Consider the following 18255-nt stretch of genomic DNA (forward strand, 5'->3'; position numbering starts at 1 on the left):
ATGTCCCTTCTCCGACGCCCCGCGGTCGCGGGGCGCGATGCGGCCTCCATCGAGCCGGACCGGAGTTGGCGGGTGCTTAACGCGCGCTTGGCGTACCGGTCGGGACCGTCGGATGGACGATCTCCACGGTGGACCGGTCCGGTTAGGGTCACGGCGTGACGACGATCGGCGTGCTCGGCCCGGTGCGGGCCCTCCACGACGGCGCCGCGATCGACCTCGGCGCGCCTCGGCAGCGCGCGGTGCTGGCCCGGCTCGTCGCCGGCGGCGGTCACGCGGTGTCGGTCGACCGGCTGGTGGACGACCTGTGGTCCGCGGACCCGCCGCCACGGGCCCAGGCGGCGCTTCAGGTGTACGTGTCGAACCTGCGCCGGGCGCTGGAACCGGGCCGTCCGTCCCGCGCCCCGGCCCGGATCCTGGTCACCGTCGCCCCCGGCTACGCCCTGCGGCTGCCGGTGACCGACGTGGACGCCTGGCGCTTCGAGGCGCGGCTCCGGGCGGCGACCCCGGCCGCCGTCGACCGGCCCGCCGCGGCGGTCGCCGACCTGGAGACGGCACTCGCCTGCTGGGACGGCGGCACGCCGTACGCCGAGTTCGCCGGCGAGCCGTGGGCGGACCGGGAACGCGAGCGGCTGGGCCGGCTGCGGCTGAACGCCGTCGAGCAGCGGGCGAAACTGCTGCTCGACCTGGGCCGCCCGGGTGAGGTGGTGCTCGACCTCGATCCGCACGTACGGGAGCACCCGCTGCGGGAACGGGCCGCCATGCTGCTCGCGGTCGCGCTGTACCGCCTCGGCCGGCAGGCGGACGCGCTGGAGGTGCTGCGCGCGGTCCGCGCCGTGTTGGCCGAGCAGTTGGGCATCGATCCCAGCCGTGAGCTGCGGGACCTGGAGACGGACCTGCTACGGCAGAGTCCCCGGCTGGAGGCGCCCGCCGCCGTCGCCACCCGGCCCGCCGCCGGCGCCGGGCCGGCGGCCGTCACCGAACCGAGGGCCGGCGCCGGGCCGGAGGCAGTTGCCGGGGCAGCCGCGACGTCCGCTCCCGCCGCGAGCGCCGGGGCACGCCCCGAGCGACCGCTGGGCCGGGCGGCCGAGTTGGCCCGGTTGCGCGCCGCGGCGGCCCGCGCCGCCCGGACCGGCCTCGGCATCTGCTGGGTGGGCGCCGAGGCGGGCGCGGGGAAGTCGACGCTGGCGCAGCACCTCGCCGACACGCTCGCCGGGAACGGCTGGCGTCCGGTGACCGGGACCTGCCCGCAGGTGGAGGGCGCACCGCCGGCCTGGGCCTGGCACGAGGTGGTCACCGCCGCCCGCCGCCATCTCCCGCTCGACGAGGCGGAGGCCCACGGGCTGCGCCTGCTGTTGGAGACCGGCACGTCGGCCGGGGCCCGTGGGGAGTACGACGAGTTCCACCTCCGGCAGGCGCTGGCCGCCTACCTGTCCCGGTTGGCCGGTCACGGCCCGCTGCTCCTGCTGGTCGAGGACGTCCACCGCGCCGACGGCGAGACGCTGCGCATCCTCCGCCACCTCGCCGCCGCGCTCGCCGGGGCGCCGGTCCTGGTGGTGGCGACGTACCGGCCGGACGAGGTGACCGACGACCTCACCGTGGCGCGGGCCGCGCTGGCCGGCGTACCGGCCGTCGACTGCGAGCTGGGCGGCCTCGACGCGGACGCCGTCGGCGAACTGCTGCGCCGCTACGGCGTGGACAGCACCGACACCGAGCTGCTGCGTACCGTCCGGGACCGTGCGGCGGGCAATCCGCTGTTCACCATCGAGCTGGCCAAGCTGATCGCGGCCGAAGGGCCGGCGGCGGCGCTGGACGGCGTCCCCGCCGGCCTGGGTCACGTGCTGGCGCGGCGGCTGGCACGGTTGCCGGCCGGCGCGCGGACGGTGCTGCGGCAGGCCGCGGTCCTCGGCGAGACCGCCGACATCGACACCCTGCTCGCGGTCGACGGCGGCCCGGAGGACCAGGTCCTCGACGGGCTGGAGGCCGGGGTGACCGCCGGCCTGCTCGTCGAGCCCGCGCCGGGCCGGGTGCGGTTCGCGCACGCCCTGATGCGGGACGCGCTCTACCACAGCGTCCCGCTGCTGCGGCGCACCCGCATCCACAGCCGCGTCCTCGACGTGCTGCGGGAGCGGCATGTCGACGACGTGGCCGCGATGGGGCGACACGCGCTCGCGGCCCTCACCCCGGCCACCGCGGCCGACGCGATCGGCCACCTCGCCGCCGCGGCCCGCCGCGCCGGCGACCTGGGCGCGCCGCGGGAGGCCGCCGCGCTCTGGGCCGGCGCGTTGCGCGCGGTCGACCTGGCGCCGGCGACCACGGTCCGGACCCGCCTCGACCTGCACCGCAGTCTGGCCACCGCCGGCGCGCTCGCCGGTGACGTGCTCACCGCCCGCGCCGCCCGCGCCGAGGCGGTACGGCTGGCCACCGGCACCGGCGATCCGGCGGCCGTCCACGCGGCGCTCACCTGTTTCGACGCCCCGGTCACCTGGACCATCCGGCCGGACCGCCTGGTGGACGAAGCCCTGGTCCGGCTGTTGGAGCAGGAACTGTCCCGGGTCGGCGACGACCGTCCGGCGCTGCGGTCCCGGCTGCTGAGCGTGCTGGCGTTCGAGATCGAGGGCGCCGACCAGGAGCGCGCCGACGAGGTCACCCGGGAGGGCCTCGCGCTGGCCCGCCGGCAGGACGACCCGGCCGTGCTCTGCCGCGCGCTCAACGCCCGCTACTTCGTCACCGTCGCTCCCGCGCACCGCGCCGAGCTGCCCGAGGTGGGCCGCGAGCTGTTGGCGACGGCCGAGGCCGCCGGCCTCACCGCGTACCGCTGCGAGGCCCACCACATCCTCTATCAGGCCGCGCTCGCCGAGGCCGACTTCGACCGGGCCCGGCACCACGTCGACCGGGCGGTCGAGCAGGCCACCACCGGCCAGCTCGGCCTGATCCTGGCCGTGATGGGCTGGTTCACCGGCCTCTGCGCGCTGTTCCGGGGCGACCTCGACGAGGCGTCGCGCCGCTACGCGGAGATCAGCGACCGGATGAGCCGGGTCGGCGGCCCGAACGCGGCGGCGATGGGGCTGATGGGCCGGTTCACCGCGCTGACCGTCGCCGGGCGCGGGCACGAGGTGGTCGACGAGCTGCGGCAGGTGCACGCGCGGGTGCCGGACGACGCCCACGACGTGCTGGCCCACGCGCTGCTCTCCGCCGGGGACCACGCCGGGGCGCGGGCGGTCTGGCGGCCCCGGGCCCCGATCCGTCCGGACTACCTCTGGCTGTACTGGATGACGGTGCGCGGTCAGGTCGCCGCCCGGCTCGGCGACATGCCGGCCGCCCGGCGCTGCTACCGGGAGCTGTCGCCGTGGGCCGGCCGCTTCGCCGGGTTGGAGTGCGGGTCGATCTCGCTCGGGCCGGTGGACCAGACGCTCGCCGAGCTGGCCGCCGCGCTCGGCGACCCGGTGGCGGCCGCCGCGCACCGGGACGCCGGGCTCCGGCTGGCCCGCGCGGTCGGCGCCGTGCCGTGGAGCGACGAATCGGCGTACGTGCCGGTGGCGGCGTGAGCCGGCCGCTCACCCGCCGAAGACCCGCGCCTCCCGTCGCCGGAAGCCCGGTCGCACCGCCGCGAGCGTCAGCCGCAGCACCGGTCCGGCGATCCGCTTCAGCTCGTCCAGCTCGGCGGGCTCGGCGTACCGCTCGATGCGGGGCAGCTCGAAACGCAGCGCGCCGCCCTTGCGGACGGCCCGTTCCACGGTGTCCCAGTCGGCCACGCTGACGTACCGGCGGATCACCGGGAAGATCAGCCGTTCCTCCTCCTCGATGTGCTCGTCGAGGGCGTCGCGCAGCTGGGCGAGGGCCGTGGCGAGCCGCCGCGCGGCGGTGCGTACCCGGTGCTCCGCCGGCCCACCGGGGGCGAACACGGAGACCAGGTCGTCCACGGCCGCGCGTACCTCGTCCAGCACCGGGTCCAACGAGGCGTGGTCGTCGCTCAGCTCGCGCAGGTCGATCTCGGCGGCGGCCGAGCGTTCCAGCACCGGCCAGAGGACCTCGTCCTCCATCCGATGGTGGTGGTGGATGCCGGCGCAGAGCAGCCACACGTACGTCCGCAGCGCCCGCGCCCGACGGCGGTCGTAGGTGATCAGGCCGGCGGCCACCCGGTCCGACAGGTCGGCGAGTCGCCGGGTGTCGGCGCGCATCGTACGGTGGTTGATCCGGAAGCCGACGAGGTTCGGTCCGGTCTCGGAATCGGTCGTGTCCATGGTCTCCTCCGGCCGCTGCGGTCAGCGGCCCGCTCGGCGGGATGTCGTGCGTCGAGCCTCGATCGCCGCACCTGGCGCTCACTTGGTGGCGGCTTGGCCGTCGGGCGCCGCCGCGACGGCGTGCGGAATTCGGCGCTTTCCCGGCCTCCGGCGACGCCCGCGTGCGAGCGTGGAAGCCACCCGGACACGGGTCGGCAGCCGAGGAGGGGCGGTGGCGTCGTGAACTACCACCTGTTCCAGATGATCAACGCCGGGGCGGGGCGGGTCGACGCCGTCGACGACGCGTTCGAGTGGGCGGCGGTGTGGTTGATCTACGTCCTGGGGGCGTTGGCGGTGGTGCCGGTGGTCCGCGCCGGCCGGCCGGCCGCCGGCGCCGTGGCGCGCGTGCTCGCCGCGCTCGCGCTCGCGTTCGCGCTGGGCCGGGTGACCGCCGCGCTCAGCACCGAGGTACGGCCGTTCCAGACCCATCACGTGCACCAGTTGATCCCGCACGCGACCGGTCCGTCGCTGCCCAGCGACCACGCCACCGCCGCGTTCACCCTGGCCCTCGCGGTCGGCGTCTTCCTGTCCCGGCGCTGGGGCGCGGTGCTCACGATCCTGGCGGTGGTCATCGGCTTCGCCCGGGTCTGGACCGGCGTGCACTACCCCGGCGACATCGCCGCCGGCGCCCTCGTCGCCGCCGTCGCCGTCGTCACGGTCGCGGTCGCGACCCGCCGCTTCGCGCGCCGGTTCCGGCCGCACCCCGACCCGACCGCCTGAGGTCCGGCCCGGCCTCGGAGCGTGAGCCGGCGCACCGGTCCGGTGGTGTTCACTGTCAACCGTGGATCGTCAACGACTCAGCGACATCGCGCACTCGCACCACCCGATCGCGGCGCCGGTCTCCGGCGTCAACGTCAACCGGCTCCTGCGCCGGGCGGACCGGCGGCCGGCGGCGCGCATCCTCGACCTCGGCTGCGGGCGGGCGGCCTGGGCCATGCAGGCCCTCGCCCACTATCCGGACGGCCACGCGGACGGCGTCGACGTCAGCCACCACGCGCTCGAACACGCCGCCGCGGCGGCCGAGACGCGCGGCCTCGCCGACCGGCTGACGCTGCACGAACGCGACGCCCGCGGCTACGTGCCGGACGGCGACTACGACCTGGTGCTGTGCGTGGGTTCGACGCACATCTTCGACGGCTTCGCCGGGACGCTGCGGGCCGCCGGCCGGCACGTGAACCCGGACGGGATCCTGCTGGTGGGTGAGGGCTTCTGGCAGGCGCCGCCGACGCCGGAGGCGCTGGCCGCGCTGGACGCGAAACCGGAGGACCACACCGACCTCGCCGGCCTGGTGGACGCCGCCGAGGAGGCCGGCTGGACCCCGGTGTACGCGCACCTCAGCGACGCCGCCGAGTGGGACAACTACGAATGGTCGTGGGTCGGCTCGCTCACCGAGTGGGCGCTCGACAACCCCGGCCATCCCGACGCCGCCGAGGCGCTCACGGTCGCCCGGGCGCACCGGGACGGATGGTTGCGCGGTTACCGCAACCTGCTGGGTTTCGCGACCCTGGTGCTGCGCCGCGCCTGACCGCCGGTCGCCGCCGCGGGGACGGACCGACAGTCAACGCGGGGCCCGGCCGCGCTGGTCCCCGGCGGGGAGACGGCCGTCGCAGCGAACGTCCTTCACGGTGACCGGCCGCCGGAGCATCATCCAGTCGAGCACGGTCTCCTCCACCGGCCAGCCGTGCACCGTCACCACGCTGTACGGCACCGGTCGGGCCTGCGGGCAGAGAACCTGCGAACGCACGTGGTCGTTGGGCAGGAACCGGACGACGGCGGCCCGGTCCAGCATGATCGTCGAGGTGTCGGTGACGGTGATCAACGCGCCGAGCACCACCTCCGGGGCGACCTCGCCGTCCCCCGTCGCGGTCTCGGATGCCGGTGGGGCGACCTCGACCGCGGTGGTGGGCAGCACCGGCGCCGCCAGGAAGACCGCGCCGGTCACCAGCGGCAGCACGGCCGCGACCGCGTACGCCAGGCCGTGGGTGACCGCCGGCGCGATCCACCCGGGGATCGCGCCGGTGAGCAGCACGGTGGCGACGGGTGGCACCACCAGCAGCACGGCGGTGGTCGGCTCACCGACGTGCAGCGCCGTCCACGCGGCCGGGGCCAGCGCGGCGTACTCCAGCACCGCCACGGCCAGCGGGATCGCCACGCCGACCAGGAGGATCCGGTTCGGCCGGTCGGGATACAGGTAGCGGGTACGCAGCGCGAGCAGGCAGAGCGCCAGCATCAGCAGGGTCGGCAGGAAGCGGAGCTGCCAGGTGAGCGCGCCGAGCGCGACCGCCGCGGTGGCCACCCAGCCGGGGGTACGCGCCGTCCAGGAGGCGAGCAGCGACCGGTCCGGGTCGAAGCGCTCCGGGGCGCTGAGCCGCAGCAGCCGCCCGAGCACCCCGAACATCAGCACGACCAGTGGGAAGGCCCAGACCAACGCGATCAGCAGCGCGCTGAGCAGGCCCAGCGGGCTGACGTACTGCACCAGCAGCAGCATCGTCGACATGTCCTGGCGGCTGAGTTGCCACAGCCGCAGCACCAGGAGCAGGACGGGGAACGCGGGGAGGAGCGTCAGCAGCCACTGCTGCGCCTGCCGGGCCCCGGCCATCCGGCGGGGCCGGCCGCTCTTGCCCGGGCCGCCGGTGATCCGGAGGATGCCGGGGCCGGCAGTGCGATCCTCTCCCACGGCCACTGCCGTACCTCCACCTTCCTGGGGTCGGGCTGCTGCTGTACCGCGACCGGCTGCGGGAGGTTGAAACGCTGCTGCCAGCGGAAGTTGGCGTCGTACGCCTGCTCCCAGGCCGAGTTCCGCGGGTTCGTGGCCGAGTCGTCGAGCGCGAGATCCACCAGGTCGCGGAGCGCCTCGTTCGGGCCGGTGTTGACGCCCCACTTCTCCGCGGCCGACTCGCCGATGTCCCAGTGCCGCAGCGGCTTGGCGTTGCGGAGCAGGCTCGGGAAGCGCTGACCCTCGTCGCCCGACCGGTCGCCGGTGACGAAGCCGGCGAGGATCGCCGCGTCGCTGCTGACCGCGTTCACCTTGCCGTCGTACAGCTCCTGGACGCACTCACTGATCTTGTTCCGGCCGATCGGCCGGGCCCGGGCCTCCCGCAGGCGCGGAATGGCGGTCGAGGTGGTCAGCGTGCAGACGGTCCGGCCGGCCAAGTCCTCCAGGCTGCTCACCGGGCCCTTGTCGCTGGCCAACGTCACGACCGACTGCTCGGTCTGGAGGTAGGCCGCGGAGAAGACCGCCCCCTCCTCCTCTTCCCGCTTCTTGGTGATGCTGTAAGAGGCGATCACCATGTCGACGGTGACGAAGCCGTCGCGGTCCCGGGCCTGGCGGCGGGCCCGGTCCTCGCTCTCCATCGGCAGGAACCGCACCTGGGACCGGTCGAACCCGAGATAGCCGGCGATCAGGTAGGCGATGTCGACGTCGAAGCCCTTCCAGACGTCGTTCGGCAGTCGCTGGGAGACGCCGGGTTGGTCGTCCTTCACGCCGACGAGCAGTTGCGCCTTGCCCTTGAGGCCGGCCCGCTCCATCAGGTCGTCGCGGGTCGGTGGGCCCAACTGGAGCACGATGGGGATCAACGCCGCCGCGAGGAGTGCCAGCACGACCACCAGCCCCACCAGCCGGAGCTGACGGATCCGGGTGACCCGCGACGCGCCCGGCACCGGCCCGGACGGGGCCGGCTCGCCTGCCTGATTCACCTGTGCCCTCCCCCGCTGCGCCCGGTGAGCGTCAGTCGTTCCATTGTCGGGTCCGTGGCAAGGCGGGGACGAGCCGCCCCGAGGGTCGGGATGCCGGCCGGCCAGGAGCACCAGATGTCGGAGCGTGTTCATCGGCCGGTGTGGAAGGCCGAGACTAGGTCATCGGATCTTCGGATGGGGTCCCGTCCGGCGCTCCGCCCGACCCACGGAGATTCACCGCCGGTGATGGTCGGCGGTTTTGCCGTCCCATTGATGGTGTCGGTGCGACTATGGAGGGCGTGGGAACTGCGAAAACAGCGATGCCGTCCATCTCGCCGCTGACCGGCGAGCCGATCAAGCGTGCCGACGCCGAGCGCCTCGCGGGCGTCCTGAAGGCGTTCGCCGACCCGGCTCGGCTGCGGCTGATCAGTCTGATCCAGTCCGCCCCGGAGGGTGAGGCGTCGGTGAGTGACCTGACCGCCCCGCTCGGGCTGTCCCAGCCGACGGTGAGCCATCACCTGCGCATCCTCACCGAGGCCGGGCTGCTCGAACGCGAGAAGCGCGGGGTCTGGGCGTACTACCGGGTGGTGCCGTCCGCGATCGCCGCCATCGCCGACCTGCTGACCCCGCCGCGCAAGCGGGCGACGAAGCGGACGCGCTGAGCGCCGTCACGCCCCCCGGCGGAGTCGCCGCGCACGCCGGGTGACAGGCACGCCGAGCCTGATGCGGACCGGGGCGGAGAACCGGTCCGCCCTGCCTCCCGGCGGGTCGCCCTGCCTCCCGGCGGGTCGCTCGGCCGGTCCGGGTGACGGCTCGGGCCGTGGCCTGCCCGAGCCGTGCCGAGCCGTGCCCGAAGCGCCGGCCCGAATGCCCGGCCCGCTCTCGCCGCGCCGGGTCGACATCGATGTGTTCTAATTACTCACGTCGATGTTCGCGATAACATCAGCGACCGGTATGCCACCACCGAGGCACCTCCGGGAGCGCCGCCTCGTGCCGGGCCGGACACCTCGCGCGGCGCACGGGCGGCCGAGTGCGCGCAGCGGGTGTTAGCGCTTCACCGACGGTCACCACCCGTGAGGCTCCGTGCCGGTACGGACGGCCCCGGAGCCTGCGCACCCGAGGAGCCGTCATGGCCATCCCCCGTCCCCGATCCCTCCGATCCGGACGACCACGACTGCTGGTCGCCACCCTCGCCCTCGTCCTGGCCGCCGGCGGCGCCGTCCTGACCACCCAGGCCCGGACGGCGGTCGCCGCCCCCGGGCCGGGCGCCGTCGTGGGCGTGCAGTCCGGACGCTGCGTGGACGTACCGAACGGCAGCACCACCAACGGCACCCAGGTCCAGCTGTACGACTGCACCGGAGCGGCGGCACAGAACTGGACCTACACGTCGGCGCGGCAGTTCACGGTCTACGGGACCAAGTGCCTGGACGCCAACGGCCGGGGCACCAGCCCGGGCACCACCGTGATCATCTGGGACTGCAACGGCCAGGCCAACCAGCAGTGGACCGTCAACGGCGACGGCACCATCACCGGTCAGCAGTCCGGGCTCTGCCTGGACGCCAACGCCGCCGGCACCGCCAACGGCACCAAGCTGATCCTCTGGACCTGCAACGGCCAGGCCAACCAGCGGTGGACCACGTCCACCACACCGTCGTCCCCGCCGCCCACCTCGCCGCCGCCGACCGGTGGCCGGCCGTGTGACATCTACGCCGCCGGCGGCACGCCCTGCGTGGCGGCGCACAGCACCACCCGCGCGCTGTTCTCGGCGTACGGCGGCAACCTCTACCAGGTCCGTCGCTCGTCGGACAGCGCCACCCGCAACATCGGCGCGCTGGGCGCCGGCGGCTACGCCGACGCCGCCGGCCAGGACGCGTTCTGCGGCGGCACGACCTGCGTGATCACTGTCGTCTACGACCAGTCGGGACGCGGCAACGACCTGTGGTACCAGGGCTCGGCGCAGGTCCCCGGCTCCTCCTCCAGCCGGCCCGCCACCGCGACCAGCGAGGCGCTGACCGTCGGCGGCGCGAAGGCGTACTCGCTCTACATCAACCCCGGCAACAGCTACTGGCGCGACGGTCACCTGACCGGCGTCCCGACCGGCAGCGCGCCCGAGGGCATGTACATGGTCACCAGCGGCACGCACGTCAACAGCGGCTGCTGCTTCGACTACGGCAACAGCGAGACCACCCGCAGCGCGGACGCCGCCGGCGCGATGGACGCGATCAACTTCAGCACCAGTTGCTGGTTCGGCGGCTGCTCCGGCAGCGGCCCCTGGGTCCAGGCCGACCTGGAGTGGGGCCTCTACCCCGGCGGCAGCCAGACCTGGAACCCCAACCAGCGCGCCTTCACCAGCAAGTTCGTCACCGCCACGCTGAAGAACAACGGCACCTCACGGTTCGCCATCAAGGGCAGCAACGCCCAGTCCGGCAACCTCTACACGCTCTACGACGGGTCGCTGCCCCCCGGCTACAGCCCGATGAAGAAGCAGGGCGCGATCATCCTGGGCAGCGGCGGCGACTGCTGCAAGCCCGGCGGTGGCGCCAACCTGAGCGCCGGCACGTTCTACGAGGGCGCCATGGTCGCCGGCTATCCGTCCGACGCGACGGAGAACGCGGTCCAGGCCAACGTCGTGGCCGCCGGCTACCGCTGAGACCACCCGCACCCCCACCGGAAGGACACTCATGTTAGCGCTATCAACGAGACCTGCTCGCCGTGGTCGGCGCAGGCTCGCGTTGCTCGCCAGCCTGCTCGCGATGATCGGGCTGTTCCCGGCGATCGCCCGGGCGGACAACCCGATCGTGCAGACGATCTACACGGCCGACCCGGCGCCACTTGTCTACAACGGCCGGGTCTACCTCTACACCGGCCACGACGAGGACAACTCGACCTGGTTCACCATGAAGGAGTGGCGGGTCTACTCGTCCGACGACATGGTCAACTGGACCGACCACGGTTCCCCGCTCAGCCTCGCGACCTTCAGCTGGGCCAAGCAGGACGCGTGGGCCGGCCAGGCGGTCTACCGCAACGGCAAGTTCTACTGGTACGTACCCATGGTCGTGCGGGCGACCGGCCAGATGGGCATCGGGGTGGCGGTCGCCGACAGCCCGACCGGCCCGTTCCGGGACGCCATCGGCCGTCCGCTGGTGAGCAACGGCGAGATCGACCCCACCGTGTTCATCGACGACGACGGCCAGGCGTACCTCTACTGGGGCAACCCGCGGCTGTGGTACGTCAAGCTCAACGCGGACATGACCTCGTACTCGGGCAGCCCGACGCAGATCCCGCTGACCACCGCGGGTTTCGGCACCCGGACCGGGGACGCGAACCGGCCCACCCTCTACGAGGAGGGGCCGTGGGTCTACAAGCGCAACAACCTCTACTACAACGTGTTCGCCGCCAAGTGCTGCTCGGAGTTCCTCGCCTACTCGACGGCGCCCGGCCCGCTCGGGCCGTGGACCTACCGCGGCACGGTCATGCCCACCCAGGGCAGCAGCTTCACCAACCACCCCGGGATCGTCGACTTCAAGGGCAACTCCTACCTCTTCTACCACAACGGCGCGTTGCCGGGCGGCGGCGGTTTCACCCGGTCGGTGGCGGTGGAGAAGTTCACCTACGGTGCGGACGGCTCGATCCCGACCATGTCCATGACCACCACCGGGCCCCCGCAGGTCGGCACGCTGAACCCGTACGTCCGGCAGGAGGCCGAGACGATCGCCTGGGGGCAGGGCGTCGAGACCGAGCCGGCCAGCGGCGGCGGCATGAACGTCGGCTACATCGACAACGGGGACTACATCAAGGTCAAGGGCGTGGCGTTCGGCACCGGCGCGACCTCGTACACCGCCCGGGTGGCCTCGGCCGGTAGCGGGGGCAGCATCGAGCTGCGCCTGGACGGCACCAGCGGCCCGCTCGTGGGCACCTGTCGGGTGTCCGGCACCGGCGGGTGGCAGACCTGGGCCGACACGACCTGCGGGGTCAGCGGCGCCACCGGCACCCACGACCTGTACCTGCGGTTCACCGGCGGCAGCGGCTCGCTGTTCAACCTCGACCACTGGCGGTTCAGCTCCGGCACCAGCACCCCGCCGACCGACCCGCCGCCCACCACCCCGCCGCCGACGACCCCGCCGCCCACCACTGCACCGCCGACCACGCCGCCGCCGACCAACGGCCCCTGCACCGCCAGCTACCGCACCACCAGCACCTGGTCCGGTGGCTTCCAGGGCGAGGTGACGGTCACCGCCGGCACCTCGGCGATCAACGGCTGGACGGTGGGCTGGAGCCTGGCCGGCGGCCAGAGCATCAGCCAGATCTGGGGCGGGACGCTGAGCACCAGCGGCTCCACGGCGACGGTCCGCAACGTGTCGTACAACGGCTCGGTGCCGGCCGCCGGCTCGACCACGTTCGGCTTCCTCGCGAACGGCTCGCCGTCGACCCCGTCCCTCACCTGCACCAGCCCCTGAGAGGAACAGTCATGCGTACCAGGAGAGGATGGCTCGCCGCGGTCGCGGCGCTGGCCATGGCCGTCGCCGGCGTGCTGGTCCCGGCCGGGCCGGCCGGGGCCGAGTCCAACGGCGGGGTCCGGGTGATGCCGCTCGGTGACTCGATCACCGAGGGCACCCAGGTCCCGGGCGGCTCCCGGATCGGGCTGTGGCAACGGCTCGCCGCCGGTGGCTACCGGATCGACTTCGTCGGCTCCCAGTTCAACGGGCCGGGCAACCTCGGCGACCACGACCACGAGGGCCACCCGGGCTGGCGGATCGACCAGATCGACGCCAACATCACCGGCTGGCTCAACACCTACCAGCCGCGCACCGTGCTGCTGCACATCGGCACCAACGACATCCTGCAGAACTACAACGTCTCCACCGCGCCGAACCGGCTCTCCACGCTGATCGACCGGATCACCACGACGGCGCCCAACGCCGACGTGTTCGTGGCGCAGATCATCCCGTTGGCCAACGCCGGCCAGGAGTCGGCGGTGCGGACGTTCAACGCCGCCCTGCCCGGCATCGTGCAGTCCAAGGTGAACGCCGGCAAGCGCGTGCACCTGGTCGACCAGCACGCGGCGCTGACCACCGCCGACCTGATCGACGGCATCCACCCGACGGCCACCGGCTACGACAAGATGGCCGCCGTCTGGTACGCCGCGTTGCAGTCGGTGTCCGGCAGCATCGGCACCCCGGGCACCGGCGGCGGCACCTACCAGAACGTGCAACTGGTCGGCACCGGCTCGGGGCGGTGCCTGGACGTGCCGAACGGCAGCACCACCAACGGCACCCAGGTGCAGTTGTACGACTGCTGGGGCGGCACCATGCAGCGCTGGACGTACACCGCCAGCAAGCAGTTGCAGGTGCTCGGCAACAAGTGCCTGGACGCGAACGGGCGCGGGACCGCGAACGGCACCGCGGTCATCATCTGGGACTGCAACGGGCAGGCCAACCAGCAGTGGAACGTGAACGCCAACGGCACGATCAGCGGCGTGCAGTCCGGCCGCTGCCTGGACGCGGCCGGCTACGGCACCGCCAACGGCACGCGGATCAACCTGTGGGACTGCCACAACGGCTCCAACCAGCTCTGGACCACCCGCAGCTGACCTGAAAGGCGGGGCCCCTTCTTAACGCCTCCGGTAGAGGAAGGGGCCCCGCTTAACTCTTGCGAAGGAAGGAGCACGCCATGCCGAGACATCGACTCGTCGTGGGTGTCGTCGCCGGGGTGGCGGGGCTGGTCCTCGCCATGGGCGGCGTCGCGCTCGCCGCCGGGCAGAGCACCACCGGCATCGCCCCGCTGGCGGCGACCGCCGGCTGCGGCAAGGCGCCGGCGCTGACCAGCGGCTCGCACACGATCTCCAGCGGCGGCCAGAACCGCTCGTACATCCTGCGGATCCCCGACAACTACGACAACAACCGGCCGTACAAGCTGATCTTCGGCTTCCACTGGAACGGCGGCACCGCGGGTGACGTCGACTCCGGCGGGACCAGCGGCTATCCCTGGTCCTACTACGGGGTCCGGGCGCTGGCGAACAACAGCGCCATCTTCGTGGCGCCGCAGGGCAACGGCAACGGCTGGGCCAACCCGAACGGTCAGGACCTGACCTTCGTCGACGACATGGTCCGCACGTTCGAAGCCGGTCTCTGCGTCGACACCACGCAGCGGTACGCGATGGGCTTCAGCTACGGCGGCGGCATGAGCTACGCCCTCGCGTGCGCCCGGGCGAACGTGTTCCGCGCGGTCGCGGTCTACTCGGGCGCGAACCTCAGCGGGTGCAACGGCGGCACCCAGCCCATCGCGTACCTGGGAATTCACGGGCTGCGGGACGGCACGCTGCCGATCTCGGCGGGGCGTTCGCTGCGCGACCAGTTCGTCCGGAACAACGGCTGCACCCCGCAGAATCCGCCCGAGCCGGCGCAGGGCAGCCTGACGCACGTCGTCACCTACTACTCGGGCTGCCGGGCCGGCTACCCGGTCGCCTGGGCCGCGTTCGACGGGCCGCACGCCCCCAATGCCGTGGACGGCACCGCCGACCCGTTCGCACCCGGCGAGCGGTCCTGGACCCAGGCGGTGGTCTGGCGGTTCTTCACCCAGTTCGACGGCACCACGCCGACGAACCCGCCGACCACCCCGCCGCCGGCGTCCGCCCGGCAGCTCGCCGGCGGGCAGTCCGGCCGCTGCGTCACCGCGCCCATCCAGACCTCCGGTACGCAGGTGCAGTTGCAGGACTGCGCCGGGCAGTCCGGGCAGCTCTGGACCGCCACCTCCGGCCGGCAGTTGCAGTTGGCCGGCAACCTGTGCCTGGACGCGAACGGGGCCGGCACCACCAACGGCACCGCGGTGATCGTGTGGACCTGCAACGGCCAGGCCAACCAGCAGTGGAACGTCAATGCGAACGGCACCGTCACCGGCGCGCAGTCCGGGCTCTGCCTGGACGCCAACGCCGCCGGCACCGCCAACGGCACGCGGCTCATCCTCTGGGCCTGCAACGGCGGCGCCAACCAACAGTGGAGCTGGCGCTGACGTGTTAAGCGGGGCCCCTTCCTATACCGCAAGCGTTAAGAAGGGGCCCCGCCTTGCATGTCAGCTTCGGAGGGTCCAGCGCTGGTTGGCGCCGTTGAGGCACTGCCAGAGCTGGACCTTGGTGCCGTTGGTGGTGCCGAACGCGCTGGCGTCCAGGCACAGCCCGGACTGCACGCCGGTGATCGAGCCGTCGGCGTTGAGGTTCCACTGCTGGTTGGCCTGGCCGTTGCAGTCCCAGACGACCACCGCGGTGCCGTTGGCGGTGCCCTGACCGGACGCGTCCAGGCACTTGGTGCCGTACACCGTGAGCTGTTTGCCCGAGGTGTAGCTGAAGCGCTGGTTGGCGCCGCCGTTGCAGTCCCAGAGCTGGGCCTGGGCGCCGTTGGTGGTGGTGGAGCCGGGCACGTCCACGCACCGGCCGGACTGGCCGCCGACGATCTGGACGTTCTGGTTGGTGGGTCCGCCGCCGCCGGGCGGCAGCAGGGTGACGGTGGACGTGTCGTTGATGTTCGCGTGCGACACGGTGACCGTGGTGCCGTTGTTGGCCAGGGTCACCACGCTGTCCCGGACCGTGACCGGGCCGGCCACGGCGCCGCCGTTGTTGTACGGGATGTTCTGCACCACCACCCGGACCTGGTTGTTCACCACCAGGCCGCTGGTGGCGTCGAGCCGCTGGAGGTTGACCGCCACGTTGCCGGTGGTCGAGTTGCCGCCGACGAGGATCTTCGCCGAGCCGGCGTCCCGGGTGGCGAACGCGTCGTAGGAGGCGCTCGGCGTGACCGCGACGACCTGGCCGGTCATCGAGCCGTAGAACTGGTAGGCCCACCATTCGCCCCTGGGCTGGTACTGCCCGCTGGAGTTGCGGGTGAGCAGGCTGGCCAGGTCGTTGTGCAGGTTCTGACCGCCGGCCCAGTTGGCCCGTAGCCCGTCCGCGCCGGCGCGTTCCAGCCGGGCCAGGTACCACGCCCCGCCGGCCGGGTTCTGCTGGTTGGACGCGCCGTACTCGTTGATCTGGTGCGCTCGCGGGTGCGGGATGCCCCGGGAGTCGAGAGTCTGGTTGGCGGTGGCCACGTTCGCCACCGGGTCGCCGGGCAGCGAGTGCCAGCTGAAGATGTCCGGCACCACGTTGTTGGCCTTGACGTAGTCGAGGTACTGCGTCCACCACCCGCTGGTGGACGGTACGCAGGCGCAGCTCGGCCCGACGATCAGCATGCCCGGGAACGTGGCGCGGATGCGTTGGTAGGTGCGTCGCCACAGCTCGAAGTACTGCGACTGGGGCCGGTTCCAGAACAGGCTGATGTTCGGCTCGTTCCAGATGTCCCACTGCACCGTGATGCCGGCCGCGCGCACGTCGGCGAAGAGCCGGTCCAGGAAGCGGTCGTAGTCGCTCCAGTCGCCGTTGTCGCCGGGGAAACGGCTGATCGCGGCGCCGTCGGCGCCCCACAGGTCGTGGTCGAGCAGCACGAACGTGCCGCCCAGGGCCGCGGTGCGTCGGGCCTGCGCCACGGTGGCGTTCCACCGGCGGTCGTAGCCACCGCCGACCCAGCCCTGGCCCGGCAGTTGGGCGCCCCCGGCGCGCATGGCCCGGAACCGCACGTCCCGGAAGTAGTTGTCCGGCGGGTTCTGACCGTTCTCGGTCATCCCGTAGATCCAGCCCGAGCCACGGTAGGTCGGCGTACCGAGCGCGGTGGAGAAGGTGACGGTGAGCGACTCGTCGGCGGCCCGGGCAGGGGCCGCGACGACCGCGAGCGAGCAGACGACGGCGACGGCGCCGGCCGCGATCCGGGCGGCGAGGCCACGGATCCGGGGTGCCCGGGGGCGGGGGAGGTCCACTGGTGACTCCTTCGGCAGGGCGGGGATGCTGCGGAGGACGTCCTGGCGAATCGATTCGCCGCGCAGCTTAGGCGTTGACATCGATAAATGTCAACGCGATGACCCGGCCGTGACATCGATGTTTCCTGAGCAGGCATCGAACATCTTGACCGTCTCGCCGGAGCGGCCTATCTTCGGTCGAACCGATTCGCCCACCGCGTGCCGAGGGGGCACACCATGACGACATCCGCGTGGCGGCGGGGCGTGGCCGGCGCCACCCTGACCGCTCTCGTCCTCGCCGGCAGCGCCTGCGCCGCGACGGACGGCCCGGACCGCGGCTCCGGCGGGGCCGCGTACACGGTCTGGGACCCGTATCCGCAGTTCGCCGCCGGATCCGACTGGGAGAAGCTGCTCCAGAGCTGCGGCAGCGCCGCGGGCGTGACGGTGCGCCGCACCGGTTACGACACCACCGACCTGACCAACAAGGCGCTGCTCGCGGCCCAGCAGAGCAACTCACCCGACGTGCTGATCATCGACAACCCGGTGATCTCGACGCTGGCCCAGGCCGGCGCGCTGACCTCGGCGGACGAGACCGGGCTGGACACCTCCGCCTCCGCGCCCAACCTGCTCGGCGCCGGCCGGCTCGACGGCAGGGCGTACGGCGTCCCGATCGGGGCCAACACGCTCGCGCTCTGGTACAACAAGGATCTGCTGGGTCGGGCCGGCGTGGACGTGGCGTCGGTGCGGGACTGGCCCTCGCTGACCGCCGCGCTGGCGAAGGTCACGGCCGCCGGAAAGAAGGGCATCACGTTCTCGGCGATCGGCACCGAGGAGGGCAGCTTCCAGTTCCTGCCCTGGTTCTGGGGTTCCGGCGCCCGACTCACCGCGCTGGACTCGCCGCCGGCGGTGTCCGCGCTGTCGCTGTGGAAGGACTGGCTGACCCGGGGGTACGCGCCGAACTCCGTCATCAACAACACCCAGACGACCAGTTGGCAGGAGTTCGCCGGTGGTGACTTCGCGTTCGCCGAGAACGGCACCTGGCAGCGCGCCAACGCCGAGAAGCTCGACTTCGCGTACGGGATCATCCCGGTGCCGGCCAGCGCCGGCGGCACCGCACCGGCCCCGACCGGCGGCGAGTTCGTCTCCATCCCGGTGCAGCGCGACACCGGCCGGTACGACGTCTCGCGCCGACTGGTGTCCTGCCTGACCAACCCGGACAACCTGCTGACCACCGACACCACGCTGTCGTACGTCGCGCCGGTGGCGGCCGTGCAACGCGAACAGGTCGCGGCCGACCCCGCGCTGAAGGTGTGGGTCGACGCGGTGAACGCCGCCAAGGGCCGCACCGGCGACGACCTCGGCACGCGGTACCCGAAGATCTCCGAGCAGCTCTGGACCGCCGTGCAGGGCGCGCTCAGCGGCGCGAAGACGCCACGGGCGGCGCTGTCCGCCGCCCAGGGCGCGGTCGCCAAGTAGCTCC

At 72.9% G+C, this 18255-nt stretch carries 13 protein-coding genes; 9 read left to right on the forward strand and 4 right to left on the reverse strand.

All coding sequences use genetic code 11. From position 1 onward, the window contains the following. Positions 1 to 155 precede the first annotated feature (155 nt). Positions 156 to 3545, forward strand: coding sequence for a BTAD domain-containing putative transcriptional regulator (locus ACLQ2W_RS17005; RefSeq protein WP_425787262.1), 3390 nt, complete (start codon positions 156 to 158; stop codon positions 3543 to 3545). Positions 3546 to 3554: 9 nt separating this feature from the next. Here the strand turns inward: ACLQ2W_RS17005 and ACLQ2W_RS17010 are convergent, their stop codons facing one another. Then, the gene (locus ACLQ2W_RS17010) at positions 3555 to 4241 is read right to left on the reverse strand and encodes a hemerythrin domain-containing protein (protein ID WP_425787263.1); all 687 of its coding nucleotides are present in this window, start codon (positions 4239 to 4241) and stop codon (positions 3555 to 3557) included. 219 nt (positions 4242 to 4460) lie between these two features. On the opposite strand from ACLQ2W_RS17010, the gene ACLQ2W_RS17015 reads away from it, so the two are divergent. Both ACLQ2W_RS17015 and ACLQ2W_RS17020 read left to right on the forward strand, forming a co-directional pair. Continuing rightward, the gene (locus tag ACLQ2W_RS17015; RefSeq protein ID WP_425787264.1) at positions 4461 to 5000 is read left to right on the forward strand and encodes a phosphatase PAP2 family protein; all 540 of its coding nucleotides are present in this window, start codon (positions 4461 to 4463) and stop codon (positions 4998 to 5000) included. A 61-nt stretch (positions 5001 to 5061) separates the two neighbouring features. Continuing rightward, the gene (locus ACLQ2W_RS17020) at positions 5062 to 5805 is read left to right on the forward strand and encodes an SAM-dependent methyltransferase (RefSeq protein WP_425787265.1); all 744 of its coding nucleotides are present in this window, start codon (positions 5062 to 5064) and stop codon (positions 5803 to 5805) included. A 33-nt stretch (positions 5806 to 5838) separates the two neighbouring features. Here ACLQ2W_RS17020 and ACLQ2W_RS17025 read toward each other — a convergent pair whose 3' ends face one another. Continuing rightward, positions 5839 to 6879, reverse strand: coding sequence for a hypothetical protein (locus tag ACLQ2W_RS17025; RefSeq protein ID WP_425787266.1), 1041 nt, complete (start codon positions 6877 to 6879; stop codon positions 5839 to 5841). Further along, positions 6843 to 7976, reverse strand: a complete 1134-nt coding sequence (locus ACLQ2W_RS17030; protein WP_425787267.1) for a transporter substrate-binding domain-containing protein — start codon at positions 7974 to 7976, stop codon at positions 6843 to 6845. The genes ACLQ2W_RS17025 and ACLQ2W_RS17030 overlap by 37 nt, the downstream gene beginning before the upstream one ends. A gap of 269 nt (positions 7977 to 8245) precedes the next feature. Between ACLQ2W_RS17030 and ACLQ2W_RS17035 the strand changes: the two genes are divergently transcribed. From ACLQ2W_RS17035 to ACLQ2W_RS17055, 5 genes are all read left to right on the forward strand, one after another. Then, positions 8246 to 8617, forward strand: a complete 372-nt coding sequence (locus ACLQ2W_RS17035) for an ArsR/SmtB family transcription factor (protein ID WP_107156381.1) — start codon at positions 8246 to 8248, stop codon at positions 8615 to 8617. A gap of 467 nt (positions 8618 to 9084) precedes the next feature. After that, positions 9085 to 10605 (forward strand): arabinofuranosidase catalytic domain-containing protein, encoded by a 1521-nt coding sequence (locus ACLQ2W_RS17040; RefSeq protein ID WP_425787268.1) that lies wholly within the window; start codon positions 9085 to 9087, stop codon positions 10603 to 10605. A gap of 103 nt (positions 10606 to 10708) precedes the next feature. Then, complete coding sequence (locus ACLQ2W_RS17045; protein ID WP_425787269.1) at positions 10709 to 12412, forward strand: family 43 glycosylhydrolase; 1704 nt, start codon at positions 10709 to 10711, stop codon at positions 12410 to 12412. Between the two features lie 11 nt (positions 12413 to 12423). After that, positions 12424 to 13545: an RICIN domain-containing protein gene (locus tag ACLQ2W_RS17050; protein WP_425787270.1), complete on the forward strand. Its 1122-nt coding sequence runs from the start codon at positions 12424 to 12426 to the stop codon at positions 13543 to 13545. Positions 13546 to 13625: 80 nt separating this feature from the next. Beyond that, positions 13626 to 14963, forward strand: a complete 1338-nt coding sequence (locus ACLQ2W_RS17055) for a ricin-type beta-trefoil lectin domain protein (RefSeq protein ID WP_425787271.1) — start codon at positions 13626 to 13628, stop codon at positions 14961 to 14963. A gap of 60 nt (positions 14964 to 15023) precedes the next feature. Here ACLQ2W_RS17055 and ACLQ2W_RS17060 read toward each other — a convergent pair whose 3' ends face one another. Beyond that, entirely contained in the window at positions 15024 to 16796 is a 1773-nt protein-coding gene (locus ACLQ2W_RS17060; RefSeq protein ID WP_425787272.1) for a ricin-type beta-trefoil lectin domain protein, read from the reverse strand. 216 nt (positions 16797 to 17012) lie between these two features. Between ACLQ2W_RS17060 and ACLQ2W_RS17065 the strand changes: the two genes are divergently transcribed. After that, positions 17013 to 18251, forward strand: coding sequence for a sugar ABC transporter substrate-binding protein (locus ACLQ2W_RS17065; protein WP_425787273.1), 1239 nt, complete (start codon positions 17013 to 17015; stop codon positions 18249 to 18251). Positions 18252 to 18255 lie beyond the last annotated feature (4 nt).

The organism is Micromonospora sp. DT227, assembly GCF_049841835.1.
In the GTDB taxonomy this organism is placed as follows: domain Bacteria; phylum Actinomycetota; class Actinomycetes; order Mycobacteriales; family Micromonosporaceae; genus Micromonospora.